Source organism: Modestobacter altitudinis (genome assembly GCF_005930475.1).
Lineage (GTDB): Bacteria > Actinomycetota > Actinomycetes > Mycobacteriales > Geodermatophilaceae > Modestobacter > Modestobacter altitudinis.
In genome coordinates, this window is the sequence record NZ_SJEW01000054.1 from 1 (window position 1) to 14,482 (window position 14,482).

General features: G+C 74.2%; 9 protein-coding genes. 8 read left to right on the forward strand and 1 reads right to left on the reverse strand.

Annotation, left to right across the window (positions count from 1 at the left end):
* The first annotated feature begins 14 nt into the window (after nt 1–14).
* The 6 genes from FHL79_RS17800 to FHL79_RS17825 are packed head-to-tail and all read left to right on the forward strand — an operon-like array spanning nt 15 to nt 9,510.
* The gene (locus FHL79_RS17800) at nt 15–1,034 is read left to right on the forward strand and encodes an oligopeptide/dipeptide ABC transporter ATP-binding protein (protein WP_138736011.1); all 1,020 of its coding nucleotides are present in this window, start codon (nt 15–17) and stop codon (nt 1,032–1,034) included.
* On the forward strand, nt 1,031–3,676 hold the full coding sequence (locus FHL79_RS17805) for a family 78 glycoside hydrolase catalytic domain (protein WP_138759918.1): 2,646 nt from the start codon (nt 1,031–1,033) through the stop codon (nt 3,674–3,676). Before FHL79_RS17800 ends, FHL79_RS17805 begins: the two co-directional genes overlap by 4 nt.
* Entirely contained in the window at nt 3,676–4,584 is a 909-nt protein-coding gene (locus FHL79_RS17810) for an alpha/beta hydrolase (RefSeq protein WP_138759919.1), read from the forward strand. Before FHL79_RS17805 ends, FHL79_RS17810 begins: the two co-directional genes overlap by 1 nt.
* Complete coding sequence (locus tag FHL79_RS17815; RefSeq protein WP_138733277.1) at nt 4,581–7,199, forward strand: glycoside hydrolase family 78 protein; 2,619 nt, start codon at nt 4,581–4,583, stop codon at nt 7,197–7,199. The genes FHL79_RS17810 and FHL79_RS17815 overlap by 4 nt, the downstream gene beginning before the upstream one ends.
* The gene (locus FHL79_RS17820; RefSeq protein ID WP_138759920.1) at nt 7,196–8,683 is read left to right on the forward strand and encodes a glycoside hydrolase family 43 protein; all 1,488 of its coding nucleotides are present in this window, start codon (nt 7,196–7,198) and stop codon (nt 8,681–8,683) included. Before FHL79_RS17815 ends, FHL79_RS17820 begins: the two co-directional genes overlap by 4 nt.
* On the forward strand, nt 8,680–9,510 hold the full coding sequence (locus FHL79_RS17825) for a nucleoside hydrolase (RefSeq protein ID WP_138759921.1): 831 nt from the start codon (nt 8,680–8,682) through the stop codon (nt 9,508–9,510). The genes FHL79_RS17820 and FHL79_RS17825 overlap by 4 nt, the downstream gene beginning before the upstream one ends.
* Before the next feature lie 13 nt (nt 9,511–9,523).
* Here the strand turns inward: FHL79_RS17825 and FHL79_RS17830 are convergent, their stop codons facing one another.
* Complete coding sequence (locus tag FHL79_RS17830; RefSeq protein ID WP_138733274.1) at nt 9,524–10,276, reverse strand: SDR family NAD(P)-dependent oxidoreductase; 753 nt, start codon at nt 10,274–10,276, stop codon at nt 9,524–9,526.
* A 227-nt stretch (nt 10,277–10,503) separates the two neighbouring features.
* Here FHL79_RS17830 and FHL79_RS17835 point away from each other — a divergent pair, with 227 nt between their 5' ends.
* Both FHL79_RS17835 and FHL79_RS17840 read left to right on the forward strand, forming a co-directional pair.
* The gene (locus FHL79_RS17835; protein ID WP_138759922.1) at nt 10,504–12,915 is read left to right on the forward strand and encodes a glycoside hydrolase family 2 TIM barrel-domain containing protein; all 2,412 of its coding nucleotides are present in this window, start codon (nt 10,504–10,506) and stop codon (nt 12,913–12,915) included.
* Complete coding sequence (locus FHL79_RS17840; RefSeq protein WP_246080930.1) at nt 12,912–14,441, forward strand: glycoside hydrolase family 43 protein; 1,530 nt, start codon at nt 12,912–12,914, stop codon at nt 14,439–14,441. Before FHL79_RS17835 ends, FHL79_RS17840 begins: the two co-directional genes overlap by 4 nt.
* The last annotated feature ends 41 nt before the right edge of the window (nt 14,442–14,482 follow it).

Genomic DNA, 14,482 nt, shown 5'->3' on the forward strand with positions numbered 1-14,482 from the left:
GCTGGAGCCCTCTCATGACCGCCGCTGCCGGCGCCACTGCCGTGTCCCGCGTGGGCACGGTGCCCGCCCTCGAGGTGCGTGACCTCGTCGTCCGTTACGGCTCCGGGCGCAAGGCCCGCAACGCCGCACCGGCCGTGGACGGCGTCAGCTTCGACATCGCGCCGGGGGAGACCCTCGGCCTGGTCGGGGAGTCCGGGTCGGGCAAGTCGACGATCGGCAAGGCGCTGCTCGGCCTGCAGAAGCCGTCGTCGGGCACGGTGCGGGTGAACGGGCAGGACATCACCGCGATGTCGCTCAAGCAGCGCAGCCGGCAGGTCGCCGACCTGCGGGTGGTGTTCCAGGACCCCTACTCCTCGCTCAACCCGGCGCGCACCATCGGTCAGACGCTGGTCGAGCCGCTGCGGCTGATGGGCGTCGGCGGTGCCGAGGCGCTGCGGCGGGCCCGGGCCGGTGTGGAGTCCGTCGGGCTGCCCGGCGACGCCGTCGACCGCTACCCCGCCCAGTTCTCCGGCGGCCAGCGACAGCGGATCGCGATCGCCCGGGCGCTGGTCTGCGACCCGAAGGTCGTCGTGCTGGACGAGCCGGTCTCCGCCCTGGACCTGTCCACCCAGGCGACCGTGCTGAACCTGCTCGCCGACCTGCGCGACCAGCGCGGCCTGTCCTTCCTGTTCATCGCGCACGACCTCGGTGTCGTCCGGTTCCTGTCCCAGCGCACGGTCGTGCTCTACCGGGGGCAGGTCATGGAGACCGGCCCGGTCGAGGCGGTCAACTCCGCGCCGCGGCACCCGTACACCGTGGCGCTGACCTCGGCCGCGCCGGTGCCGCGCCCGGCCGAGCAGGCCGCCCGCCGCGCCGCCCGCGAGGCGCTCGGCATGGGCACGGCCGGTGCCGCCGCCGCGTCGGCGACCGGGTGCCCCTTCGTGCCCCGCTGCCCGCTGTCCACCGACGTCTGCGTCTCCCAGCGCCCGGCGCTGCGGCTGGTCGACGAGACGCTGGCCGCCTGCCACCACGCGGAGCGGGTCCCGGCTCTGTGACGACTGCGCCCACCCGCCTCCGCGTCGAGCACCTCGACGAGGCGCTCGGCATCCGGACGTCCGCGCCGCGGCTGTCCTGGCGGCTGCCCGACGGCGCCCGGGAGCAGCAGGCGTACCGGCTCACCGCCGACAATGGCTGGGACACCGGCTGGGTCGAGTCCGACCAGAGCCTGCTGCTGCCCTACGCCGGTCCGCCGCTCGCGTCCGCCCAGCGGGTGCAGTGGCAGGTCGCCGTCCGCACCGACCTGGGCGAGAGCCCGGCGTCCGAGGCCTGCTGGTTCGAGACCGGCCTGCTGTGGGCCGAGGACTGGCAGGCCGGCTGGATCGAGCCCGGGACGATGCCCGCCGGCCCGAAGGGCGAGCGACCGGCCGCGTTGCTGCGGTTCGAGTTCGACGTCGACCGACCCGTCGTCTCGGCGCGGCTGCACGCCACCGCGCAGGGGCTGTACGAGGCCTTCGTCAACGGCGAGCGGGCCGGGGACGCCGAGCTCACGCCTGGCTTCACCCAGTACGACGTCCGGCTGCAGGTGCAGACCATCGACGTCACCGGCTCGGTCCGGGCCGGCCGGAACGCCCTCGCCGTCGTGCTGGCCGACGGCTGGTTCCGCGGCCAGATCGGCATCGTCCGGGCCGCCGACCAGTGGGGCGACCGGCTGGCGTTCCTCGGCCAGCTGGAGCTCACCCACCCCGACGGCGAGGTCACCGTCGTCGGCACCGGGTCGGGCTGGCGCAGCGCCGAGGGTCACGTGGTCGCCGCCGACCTCATCGCCGGCGAGCAGGTCGACCTGCGGCGGCTGCCCCGCGGCTGGGACACCGCCGGCTTCGACGACGCGGCATGGGCGCCCGTCGGCGTGGTCTTTCACGAGTACGCAGGACTGGTCGACTCGCCCGCCCCGGTGGTGCGCCGGGTCGAGGAGATCATGCCGGTGTCGGTCACCCGGCTGCCGAGCGGCGCGCACGTCGTCGACCTCGGGCAGAACGTCAACGGCTGGCTGCGGCTGACCGACCTCGGCCCGGCGAACACCCGGCTCACGATCACCCACGGCGAGTGGCTCGGCCCCGACGGCGACGTCACCACCGACCACCTGCGCCCCGCGGTGCCCTTCCTCCCGGAACCGCTGTCCGCCGGCCAGGTCGACGTGGTGGTCTCCGCCGGCGTCCCGGGCGAGGTGTTCGAGCCGCGCCGGACGACGCACGGCTTCCAGTACGCCCGGATCGAGGGCCACCCCGACGAGCTCACCGTCGACGACGTCCGCGGCGTGGTCGTGCACACCGACCTGCGGCGCACCGGGTGGTTCTCCTGCAGCGACGAGCGGGTCGACCGCTTCCACGAGGCGGCGCGGTGGAGCCTGCGGGACAACGTCTGCGACATCCCCACCGACTGCCCGCACCGCGAACGCGCCGGCTGGACCGGCGACTGGCAGCTGTACCTGCCGACCGCCGCCTTCCTCTACGACGTCGCCGGGTTCTCCACCAAGTGGCTGCGCGACGTCGCCGCCGACCAGTGGCCCGACGGCACGGTCGGGAACATCAGCCCGGCCTCCAAGGACGAGGGGCGGGACGGCCCGGTCGCCTTCCTCAACGGCTCGGCCGGCTGGGGCGACGCCGCGGTGGTCGTGCCGTGGGAGCTGTACCGCGCCTACGGCGACGTCCAGGTGCTCGACGAGCTGTGGCCGACCATGGTCGGCTGGCTGGACCGCACCGAGCGGATGGCCCGCGACCAGCGGCACCCCGCCCGCGCCGTGGCGCGACCCGAACCCGCGCCGCACGAGCAGTTCCTCTGGGACACCGGCTTCCACTGGGGCGAGTGGCTGGTGCCCGGGGAGGAGATCGCCGACTTCGGCGCGTTCGTGGCGGCCGACAAGGGTGAGGTTGCGACCGCGTACTACGCGTACAGCGCCGGCCTGATGTCCCGGATCGCCGCCGTGCTCGGTCGCACCGAGGACGCCGACCGGTACGCCGGGCTGGCCGCCGAGGTGCGGGCCGCCTGGCAGGCCGAGTACCTGGACGACGACGGCCGGCTGGTGCCCGACACCCAGGCCGACCACGTGCGCGCCCTGGCCTTCGACCTGGTGCCGACCGAGCTGCGGTCGGCGGTGGCCGATCGGCTGGTCGAGCTGATCCGCAAGGCCGACACCCACCTGGGCACCGGCTTCCTGGCCACGCCGTACCTGCTGCCGGTGCTGGCGGACACCGGGCACCTCGACGTCGCCTACGAGCTGCTGCTCAGTGACTCCGAGCCCGGCTGGCTGGTCATGGTCGACCGGGGGGCGACCACGGTGTGGGAGCGGTGGAACGGTGTCTCCGCCGACGGCGTCCCGTACGAGTCGCTCAACCACTACTCCAAGGGCGCGGTCGTGTCCTTCCTGCACCGCTACACCGCGGGCATCGAACTGACCGATCCCGCCTATCGCCGGTTCCGGGTGCAGCCCCGGCCCGGCGGCGGGCTCACCTCCGCCGAGGCGGCGCACGAGTCGCCGTACGGCCGGATCTCGTCGTCCTGGTCGCGGGACGGCAACCGCTTCGAGCTGCACGTCGTCGTCCCGGCCGGCACCGAGGCCGAGGTGGTGCTGCCCGACGGCACCAGCTCCGCCGCCGGACCCGGCGAGCACACCGTCACCTGCGAGCTGGAGAACGCCTGATGAGCACCGAAGCACCCGAGTGGGCCGGCCCCGCCCGGTTCCTCACCCCGCCCGAGCCCACCCTGCGGGACGACGGGGGGCGGCACGTCGCCGGCGTCACCTACGCCGTCGCGGTCGGCTACCGGCCGCTGCAGCTGGACCTGTGGGTGCCCTCCGGGCCGCCCGCGCCGGTGGTGGTCTGGGTGCACGGCGGCGGGTTCATGTTCGGCGACCGCCGGTACCTGCCGGAGACGCTGCGGCCCGACCAGCTCTTCCAGGCGCTGGTCGACGCGGGCCTGGCCGTCGCCACCATCGACTACCGGTACGCGCTCGAGGCGCCGTTCCCGGCGCAGCTGCACGACGCCAAGGCCGCCGTCCGTTACCTGCGGGCGCACGCCGACGAACTCGGCATCTCCACCGAGCGGATGGCGGTCGCCGGTGAGTCGGCGGGCGCGCACATCGCCGCCCTCGTCGGACTGACCGCGCACCGTCCCGACCTGGAGGGCACTCACGGGGTCGTCGGCCCATCCAGCGCGGTGGACGTCGTCGTCGACTGGTACGGCCCGGCCGACCTGACGACCATGCCGCGGATGGAGCTGCCGCCGCAGATCGCGGCGAAGCTGCCGCCGGAGATGGCCACACCGCCGGAGGAGCACCTGACCCGCGGGCTCACGGGCGCCGCGCTGGCCGATGCCAGCCCCATCACCCATGTGACGCCGGCCTCGCCCCCGTTCCTGCTGGTGCACGGCACCGCCGACTGGGTGGTGCCCTACGCGCAGAGCGAGCAGCTGCACGCCGCGCTGACCGCCGCGGGGGTCGAGGCCCGGCTGGTGCCGGTCGAGGGAGCGCAGCACATCTTCGACGGGCACGACGATGTCGATGCCCTCGTCGCGCTGACCGTGGACCACCTGGCGGAGGCGCTGGCATGAGCGACCTGACGGTCGATCCGGTCACGATCGAGCACCACCGTGAGCAGCTGGGCATCGGTGAGACCACGCCCCGGCTGTCGTGGGTCTCCCGCACCGACCTGCCGGACTGGTGCCAGGCGGCGTACGAACTCGAGATCGGCGACTGGACCTCGGGCCGCATCGAGAGCAAGGAGTCGGTGCTCGTGCCGTGGGGCGCGCCGCCGCTGACCAGCCGGGAGCGCCGGACCGTGCGGGTGCGGGTGTGGGGCACCGACAGCGACCAGCCGTCGGCGTGGAGCGAGGACTCGGTCGTCGAGGCCGGCCTGCTCGACCCCGCCGACTGGACGGCGACCCTGGTCCACCCGGTGCTCCCGGCCGACGCCGGTGAGGAGCCGGCCGCGCTGCTCCGCCGCGAGTTCGTGCTCGACCGGCCCGTCGTCCGGGCCCGGCTGTACGCGACCGCGCAGGGTGTCTACGAGGCCGAGCTGAACGGCGCCGTCGTCGGCGACCAGGTGCTCGCCCCCGGCTGGACCAGCTATCGCCACCGGCTGCGGTACCAGACGTACGACGTCACCGACCTGGTCGCCGAGGGCGCCAACGCCATCGGCGTGCACCTGGCCGACGGCTGGTTCGCCGGGTACCTCGGCTTCACCGGCAAGCGGCGTTGGTACGGCGACCGCACCGGCGCGTTCGTGCAGCTGGAGGTCGAGCACCCCGACGGCTCCCGGACGACGGTGAGCAGCGACGGCTCTTGGCGGTCGGCACCCAGCCCGCTGACCCGCGCCGGCCTCTACAAGGGCGAGACGGTCGACTTCACCCGCGCCCTGCCGGGCTGGTCGACGCCGTCGTTCGACGACGCCGACTGGGCGCCCGTCGAGACCGGGTCCCTCGACGTCGGGACGCTGATCGCCCCGACCGGGCCGCCGGTCCGGCGCACCGAGGTCCTGCCCGTGCAGACCATCAGCACGTCGCCGTCCGGCGCGACGCTGGTCGACTTCGGCCAGAACCTGGTCGGCCGGATCCGGTTCTCGCTGCCCGACGCCCCGGCCGGCACCACGATCACCGTCCGGCACGCCGAGGTCCTCGAGCACGGCGAGCTGGGCACCCGGCCGCTGCGGGCCGCCGACGCCACCGACGTGGTGGTGTTCGACGGCACCGGCCCGCGGACGTGGGAGCCGCGCTTCACCTTCCACGGCTTCCGCTACGCCGAGGTCTCCGGCTGGCCCGGCGAGCTCACGCCGGACGCGCTCGAGGCCGTCGTCGTGCACACCGACCTGCGGCGCACCGGCACGTTCGCCTGCTCCGACCCCGACGTCGAGCGGCTGCACGAGAACGTCGTGTGGGGGATGCGCGGCAACTTCCTCGACGTCCCGACCGACTGCCCACAGCGTGACGAGCGGCTGGGCTGGACCGGTGACCTGCAGGTGTTCGCGCCCACCGCGTCGTTCCTCTACGACACCGCCGGCATGCTCCGCTCCTGGCTGACCGACCTGGCTGTCGAGCAGCTGACCGACCACGGCGGCCTCGTGCCGATGTACGTCCCGTTCCTGGAGCTGATGCCGTTCCCGCAGCAGGCCGAGGTCGGCTGGGGCGACGCCGCCGTCGTCGTCCCGTGGGTGCTGTACCAGCGCACCGGGGACGCGGACGTGCTGGCCGCCCAGTGGGACTCGATGACCGCCTGGATGGACGTCTTCGCGGCGCGGGCCGGCGCCGACCTGGACTTCCCCGAGGGCGGGTTCTCCTTCGGTGACTGGCTGGACGCCGCCGCGCCGCCAGACGACCCGGCCGCGGCACGGACGCCCTGGCAGTGCGTGGCGACCGCCTACCTGGCCCGCTCGGCGCGCACCGTCGCGCAGGCGGCCGAGGTGCTCGGCCGGGACGGCGCCCGGTTCGCCGACCTCGCCGAGCGGGCCGCCGAGCGGTTCCGCGGGGAGTACGTGACGCCGAGCGGGCGGGTGTCCTACCCCTCGCAGACCGCCTACTCGCTGGCCCTGGAGTTCGACCTGCTGACGCCCGCGCAGCGGGGGCACGCCGGGCAGTTGCTGGCCGAGCAGGTGCTCAAGGACGGGTTCCACATCGCGTCGGGCTTCCTCGGCACGCCGCTGGTGACTGACGCGCTGACCGACGCCGGCGAGCTGGCCACCGCCTACGAGCTGCTGCTGCAGCGCGAGAACCCGTCGTGGCTGTACCCGGTGACGATGGGCGCGACGACGATCTGGGAGCGCTGGGACTCGATGCTCCCCGACGGCTCGATCAACCCCGGCGACATGACGTCGTTCAACCACTACGCCCTCGGCTCGGTCGCCGACTGGTTGCACCGCACCGTTGCCGGCCTCGCGCCAGCGGCGCCGGGCTACCGGCGGCTGCGCTTCGCGCCGCAGCCGGGCCCGGGCATCACCTCGGCGGCGGCCACGCACGAGACCCCGTACGGGACGGCGGCCCTGTCCTGGTCGCTGGACGGGACGGCGTTCACGCTGGACGTCACCGTGCCGCCGAACACCACGGCGGAGGTGGCCCTGCCCGACGGGAGTGGCCTGGTGGAGGCCGGCTCGGGCCGGCACCGCTTCGACTGCACCATAGCGGCGCCGACCCGGGTCGAACTGCCGGTCAACCCGTTCCTCGGTGGGCACGAGTGACGCTCACGCCCGTCGTCCCGGGCTTCCACCCGGACCCGAGCATCTGCCGGGTCGGCGACACCTACTGGATGGTGCACTCCAGCTTCGAGTACACCCCCGGTGTGCCGCTCTTCCGGTCGACCGACCTGCTCTCCTGGGAGCAGGTCGGGCACGTGCTGGCCCGGCCGCCGCAGCTCGACGTCTCGGCCGCCCCCGGGTCGGGTGGCATCACGGCGTGCACGATCCGCCACCACGACGGCCGGTTCTGGATGATCACCACCAATCTCGCCGACGGTGGCTGGCAGACGCTGGTCACCGCCGATGACCCGCTGGGGGAGTGGTCGGAGCCGGTGCGGCTTCCCGAGGTGCGCGGCATCGACCCCGACCTGGCCTGGGACGACGACGGCACCCTGCTGGTCAGCTACGCCGGGTTCGGCGCGGGTGGCCCGGCCGGGCTGGTGCAGCAGGCCGTCGACCCGGTCACCGGCGCGGCGCTCACCGAGCGACAGCACCTCTGGCAGGGCACCGGCGGCCGGTTCCCCGAGGGCCCGCACCTGTACCGGGTGGGCGAGTGGTGGTATCTGCTGATCGCCGAGGGCGGCACCGAGCGCGGCCACGCCGTGACGATCGCCCGCGGGCCCTCGCCGTCCGGGCCGTGGGAAGCGGGCCCGGGCAACCCGCTGCTCACCCACCGAGGCGTCGAGTCGCCGGTGCAGAACACCGGCCACGCCGACCTGGTCCAGCGACCCGACGGCAGCTGGGCGATCGTCTTCCACGGCGTCCGGATCCGCGGCACCAGCCCCCAGTTCCACGTCCTCGGCCGGGAGACCTTCGCCGCCGAGGTCGAGTGGGTCGACGGCTGGCCGCGGCTGGGTGCCTGGCTCGCGCCGGCCGCCGGCCCCGTGTCGATCGAGGAGCTGACCGGCGACGAGCTGCCGGTCTCCTGGGTCTCGCCCCGCCGGTTCCCGGCCGACGTCTTGACCCGCACCGACGGTGGCTGGCGGCTCGAGGCCGTGGACGCCCACCCGGCGTCGGACGACCCCACATCCGAGGACCGGGCCTTCGTGGGCCGCCGGCAGGAGCACCTGACCTGCTCGGTGCGGGCGGTGGTGGACGCGAGCGGGGGCGTCGGCGGGCTGTCGATGCGGATGGACGGCCGGCACCACCTCGACCTGGAGCTGTCCGGTGGGACGGTGCGGGCGGTGGCCCAGGTCGGCGAGCTGCGCTCGGTGCTCGGCTCGGCCGACGTCCCGGCCGGTGACGTGACCCTGGAGATCCGCGCGGTGCCGGACGAGGGCCACTTCTCCTCGACCGCGCTCGGTCCGGACCAGCTGCTGGCCGGCGTCGTCGTGGACGGGGAGTTCACCGAGCTCGGCCGGCTGGACGGCCGCTACGTCTCCACCGAGGTCGCCGGCGGGATGACCGGCCGGCTGGCCGGCGTCTGGTGCTCGTCGGGTTCTCTCATCGTCCGCTCGTCCACCTACTCCGGGAAGGACACCTCATGAGCTTGCGGATCGCGGAACGCTGCCGGGTCGTCATCGACAACGACTGGGCCGGCGACCCGGACGGGCTGGTGGCACTGGCCCACCACCTGCTCAGCCCGGCAAACCGGGTGGTGGCGGTGACCGGCTCGCAGAACAGCCCTGTCTTCGGCCCGCCCGCGGGCACGGCCGCCGCCGGCGCGCGGCTCGCCCAGGAGCTCGTCGACCTGGTCGGCACCCACCGGCCGGTCGTGGCCGCCGGGTGCGACGTCCCGATCGGCGGGGGCGACACCACGTCGGCCGCCGCGGACGCCATCGTCGCCGAGGCGCGGCGGGACGACCCGCTGCCGCTCTTCCTGGTCTGCGCCGGCCCCCTGACCAACGTCGCCCAGGCGCTGCGGCAGGCCCCGGACATCGCCGGGCGGCTGACCTTGGTGTGGATCGGCGGGTCGCTGGACCCCGACGCGGACGAGTACAACCGGGACACCGACCTCCAGGCGGCCGAGGAGGTGCTGGGTCGGGGCGAGCTCCCGGTCTGGCAGTTCCCGCTGGAGACCTACCGCCGGTGCTCGTACTCGGTCGCCGAGCTGGAGCACGACCTCGGCGGCGCCGGACGGCTGGGCGCGTGGCTCTGGCAGCGCTTCCTCGAGCTGCCGCTGCCCGACTTCTTGCAGCTCGGCGAGGTGTGGCCGCTGGGTGACAGCCCGCCGGTCGTGGTCACCGCGCTGGACGACGCCTCCAGCACGTGGACCGGCTCGCCGACCCGCCGGGTCTACACCGACGTCGACGTCCGGCTGCTGGTCGCCGACCTGCTCGCCCGGCTGCGGCTGCACGAGCGCCGCACCGGCTGAGCCGGGGGCCGGGTCAGAGCGTGGTCATGCCCCCGTCGACGGCGAACGTCGCGCCGGTGGCGAAGGCCGACTCATCGCTGGCGAGGAACACCATCACGCCCTCGAGGTCGCGGGTCGTGCCGGCCCGCCCCATCGGGATCCGGCCGACGATCGCGGCCCGCGCCTCGGGATCGTCGGTGATGGTGCTGACCAGACCGGTCTCGGTGTAGGGCGGGACGACGCTGTTCACCCGGATGCCGCGGCGGGCGTAGGCAGCGGCGACCGTGCGGCCCAGCCCGAGCATGCCGGCCTTCGACGAGGCGTAGGCGGTGAACTCCGCGCCCTCGCCGCGGATCGCGGTGGGGCTGCCGGTGAGCACGATCGACCCGCCACCGACGGTCAGCATGGCCCGCACGGCGTGCTTGATGGTCAGGAACGCGCCGGTCAGGTTCACGTCGTGGGTGCGCCGCCAGACGTCGAGGTCCAGGTCGGCGATCTCGGCGTCCTGCCCGAACAGCTGGACGCCGGCGTTGACGACCACGACGTCGGGGACCCAGCCGGCCTCGGCCAGCTCGGCGAAACCGTCGGCCACGCTGTCCTCGTCGGTGACGTCCATGCGCACCGCCCGCCCGCCCGACGCCGTGGCGGCCGCCTCGGCGCCGGCGGCGTCGCGGTCGGCGTAGGCGACCTGTGCTCCCTCGGCGACGAACCTGTCGGCCACTGCTCGGCCGATGCCGGCCGCAGCCCCGGTGACCAGCGCCGTCTTCCCTGCCAGTCGTCCACTCACGTCGGCAGTCTGGCGGGCGTCGCGATCCGTCGGAGACCTGCTGCCATCCACCGGCACACCGGTGTCGCCGGGACGTGCGGATCGCGGAGGATCGGTCCGCGGGCTCTGGCGGCGACCCAGCGGACGGCCGGTCGCCTCGAGCCGGGACCCGCGTCAGCATGGGGCGCTCCAGCCAGGACGCCATCCGTCGCGTGCTTCCCTCTCGTGCCCTCGATGGAAGGACGGCCATGCGCCGCACCCCGTTCACCGCCGGCTGGTCGACCCGCCGGCACGCCAATTCCTTCGCCGAGATCGTCGGTGCCGCCGCACCCTGGCAGGACGTGACGCTGCCGCACGACGCGACCCTGGGGCAGCCACGCGACGCGGCGCACGGCGCCGCGTCCGGCTACTTCCCGGGCGGCGTGCACGAGTACCGGAAGCTCTTCGACGTCCCCGCCGAGGCCGCCGGACAGCGCTGGCTGCTGGAGTTCGAGGCGGTCTACCGCTCGGCCATGGTCTACGTCAACGGCGCGCTGGCCGGGCACTGGGCCACGGGCTACACCGGCTTTGCCGTCGCCCTCGACGACCACCTGCGGTACGGCGAGCAGAACGAGGTCCGGGTGGTCTGCCGCTCCTCCGCCGACTCCCGGTGGTACGCCGGTGCCGGCATCACCCGGCCGGTGCACCTCGTCGTCGGCCCGCTGCTGCACGTCGCCCGGGACGGCGTCCGGGTCACCACCGTGGACGCCGACCGCGACCTCGCCGTCGTCGAGGTGGTGACCACCGTCGAGAACGACCGGCCCCGGATGGCGACGGTGGAGGCGGTCACCGAACTGCGCGGCCCCGACGGCGACGTGGTGGCTCGTGACCGGGCGCCGGTGAGCGTGCGTCCAGGCCAGCCGGCGGTGGTGCGGCAGCGGCTGGTCGTGCCGGACCCGGCGATGTGGGGGCCGGACTCCCCGTCGCTGTACACCGCGACCGTGACGCTGCACGAGGGCAACGGACCGGTCGACGACGAGACGGTCACGGTGGGCATCCGCACGCTCTCCGTCGATCCGGTCCGCGGCCTGCGGGTCAACGGTGAGCCGGTGCTGCTCCGGGGCGCCTGCATCCACTCCGACAACGGGGTGCTGGGCGCGGCGACCGTCGACCGGGCCGACGAGCGCCGGATCGAGCTGCTGCAGGCCGCCGGGTTCAACGCGGTCCGCAGCTCGCACAACCCCATCAGCCGCGCGGCCCTGGAGGCCTGCGACCGGCTCGGTGTCCTGGTCATGGACGAGCTCACCGACATGTGGACCGAGAGCAAGTCCGACTTCGACGCCGCCCTGGACTTCCCGGAGTGGTGGCAGCGCGACGTCGCGGCGATGGTGGCCAAGGACGTGAACCACCCCAGCGTCGTCCTGTACTCGATCGGCAACGAGATCCCCGAGGTCGGCACCCCGCACGGCGCGCTGTGGTCGCGGCGGCTGGCCGAGGAGGTGCGCCGGCTCGACCCGACCCGGCTGGTCACCAACGGGGTGAACGGTGCCCTCGCGGTCATCGGTGAGGCGACGGCCGACCTCGCGGCCGCCGAGGGCGGCATCAACACGATGCTGTCGAACATGGGCGGCTTCATGCGGGAGCTGTCCGGCTCCGAGCTGGTCGGCCGGCGCACCGCGGAGTCCTTCGCCGTGCTCGACGTGGCCGGCATGAACTACATGGACGCCCGCTACGAGACCGACCGGGCGACCTTCCCGAACCGGGTCGTCGTGGGCAGCGAGACCTTCGCCGCCGAGATCGACCGGCTGTGGCGGCTCGTGCAGGACAACCCGCACGTCATCGGCGACTTCACCTGGACCGGGTGGGACTACCTCGGCGAGGCCGGCATCGGTCGGACGTCGGACGTCGAGGACCCGGACGCACGCGGTCTGGCCGGCCCCTACCCGTGGCTGCTCGCCTGGTGCGGCGACATCGACGTCACCGGCCACCGCCGGCCGGCGTCCTACTACCGGGAGATCGTGTTCGGCCGGCGCAGCGACCCCTATCTCGCGGTCGTGCGGCCCGAGCGGTCGGGCCGGGAGACCACGGCGCCGCCGTGGGCGTGGACCGACTCGGTGGGCAGCTGGAGCTTCGCCGGTGCAGCGGGCACACCCTTGACCGTCGAGGTCTACAGCGACGCCGAGGAGGTCGAGCTGCTGCTCGACGGGCGCTCGCTGGGCACCGCCAAGGCAGGGGAGGCCCAGCGGTTCCGGGCGCAGTTCGAGGTGCCCTACGCCCCCGGCGAGCTGACCGCGGTCGGCCGCAGCGGCGGTGCCGAGACCGGCCGGTGCTCGCTCCGGTCGGCGTCCGGGCCGGTGCAGCTGACGGCGGTCGCCGACCGCGGCGTCATCCGGGCCGACGCCGCCGACTTGGCGTACGTGGACCTCGCGCTCACCGACGCCGAGGGCACGGTGTTCCTGGGGCGGGACCGCGAGGTGACCGTGTCCGTGGACGGGCCGGGAGCGCTCGCCGGGTTCGGCAGCGCCGCGCCGGCAACCGAGGAGTCCTACCTCGACGCTGTGCACACCACCTTCGACGGCCGCGCGCTCGCCGTCGTCCGGCCCGCCGGCCCCGGTGTGATCACCCTGACCGCCGTGGCGGACGGGTGCGCGCCGGTGACCGTCTCCGTGGAGGCACGATGACCACCGGCATGCCCGTCCGTCCCAACCCGTTGATCCCGGGCTTCAACCCCGATCCCAGCGTGGTGTTCGCCGACGGCGCCTACTTCCTGGTCACGTCCACGTTCGAGTACCTGCCCGGGATGCCGGTGTACCGCAGCACCGACCTGGTGGAGTGGACGCACATCGGCAACGTCGCCACCCGCCCCGAGCAGGTGGAGATCCAGGGGGTCGTCACCGGCTGCGGCGTGTGGGCACCGACGATCCGCTACCGCGACGGCGTCTTCCACGTGATCGTCACCGTCGCGATGAGCCCCCGCGGCTGCGTGGTGTTCACCGCCACCGACCCGGCCGGCCCGTGGAGCGACGGGACGACCATCGACGGCATCGACGGCATCGACCCCGACCTCGCCTGGGACGACGACGGCACCGCCTACGTCACCTACTCCGGGCTGGGCACGTCGGGGGAGGACATCGGGGCCCACCACGGCATCCAGCAGGTCCGCGTCGACCTGGACACCGGCACGGCGCTGGAGCCGCCCCGGTCGCTGTGGTCGGGGACCGGCTCGATGTTCCCGGAAGCCCCGCACCTGCACCGGCGCGGTGACTGGTGGTACCTGATGATCGCCGAGGGCGGCACGGAGCGCGGTCACGCCGTCAGCGTCGCCCGCAGCCGTTCTCCGCAGGGGCCGTTCGAGCCGTGCCCGGCCAACCCGGTGCTCACCGCCCGCGGCACCAAGCGGCCGGTCCAGAACACCGGCCACGCCGACCTGGTCGCCACCCCCGACGGCGGCTCGGCGCTGGTCCTCCTCGGCGTCCGGCCGCTGGGTCTGACCCGCGCGTTCTCCCCGCTGGGCCGGGAGACGTTCCTCACCGACGTCGAGTGGGTCGATGACTGGCCGCTGCCGGCTCCGGTCGAGCTCGCGCCCCGCCCGGGCGTGGAGGAGGTCGTCTTCGACTTCACCGACCCGGCTGCACTGGATGACCCCGGGTGGCTGGGGGTCCGCCGGACGCCGGCCGACGTCACTTCGCTGACCGCCACCCCCGGCCGGCTCACCATCACCGGGAACGGCTCGACGATGGACGCGACCGACCCCTGCTTCCTGGGGCGCCGGCAGCGGCACCTGACCGCCACCATCTCGACCCGGGTGGACGCCAGCCGCGGCACCGGGGGGCTCGCCGCGCGGTACTCCGAGGCCCAGCACCTCGAGCTCGAGGCCCGCGGTCACGGCGATCACGTCACCGTGACCGCACGAGCTGTCGTCACCGGCCTCACCCAGACCTGGGAGCACACCTTCCCCGCCGGCGAGGTGGAGCTGCGGATGGAGATGTCCCCACCCCCGGCGGGGTTCGACCCGAAGGCGCTCGGCGGCGACCGCATCCGGCTCACCGCGGTCAGCGGGGAGGACGAGGTGCAGTTGACCGACCTCGACGGCCGGCACTGGACCGCCGAGGCCGCGGTGTCCTTCACCGGTCGGGTCCTCGGGCTGTACGCCGTGGACGGGACGGTCACCTTCGCCGGGCTGAGGTACGCGGGCTCGGAGCAGTAGCCGTGGCGAGACGGGCGACGTCCTCCGGTCCGGCCTCGGTG

Bases quoted from the DNA above. Each gene is read 5' to 3' on its own strand.
- FHL79_RS17800 (WP_138736011.1), top strand. From the start codon at position 15: ATGACCGCCGCTGCCGGCGCCACTGCCGTGTCCCGCGTGGGCACGGTG.
- FHL79_RS17815 (WP_138733277.1), top strand. From the start codon at position 4,581: ATGAGCGACCTGACGGTCGATCCGGTCACGATCGAGCACCACCGTGAG.
- FHL79_RS17840 (WP_246080930.1), top strand. From the start codon at position 12,912: ATGACCACCGGCATGCCCGTCCGTCCCAACCCGTTGATCCCGGGCTTC.
- FHL79_RS17835 (WP_138759922.1), top strand. From the start codon at position 10,504: ATGCGCCGCACCCCGTTCACCGCCGGCTGGTCGACCCGCCGGCACGCC.
- FHL79_RS17825 (WP_138759921.1), top strand. From the start codon at position 8,680: ATGAGCTTGCGGATCGCGGAACGCTGCCGGGTCGTCATCGACAACGAC.
- FHL79_RS17810 (WP_138759919.1), top strand. From the start codon at position 3,676: ATGAGCACCGAAGCACCCGAGTGGGCCGGCCCCGCCCGGTTCCTCACC.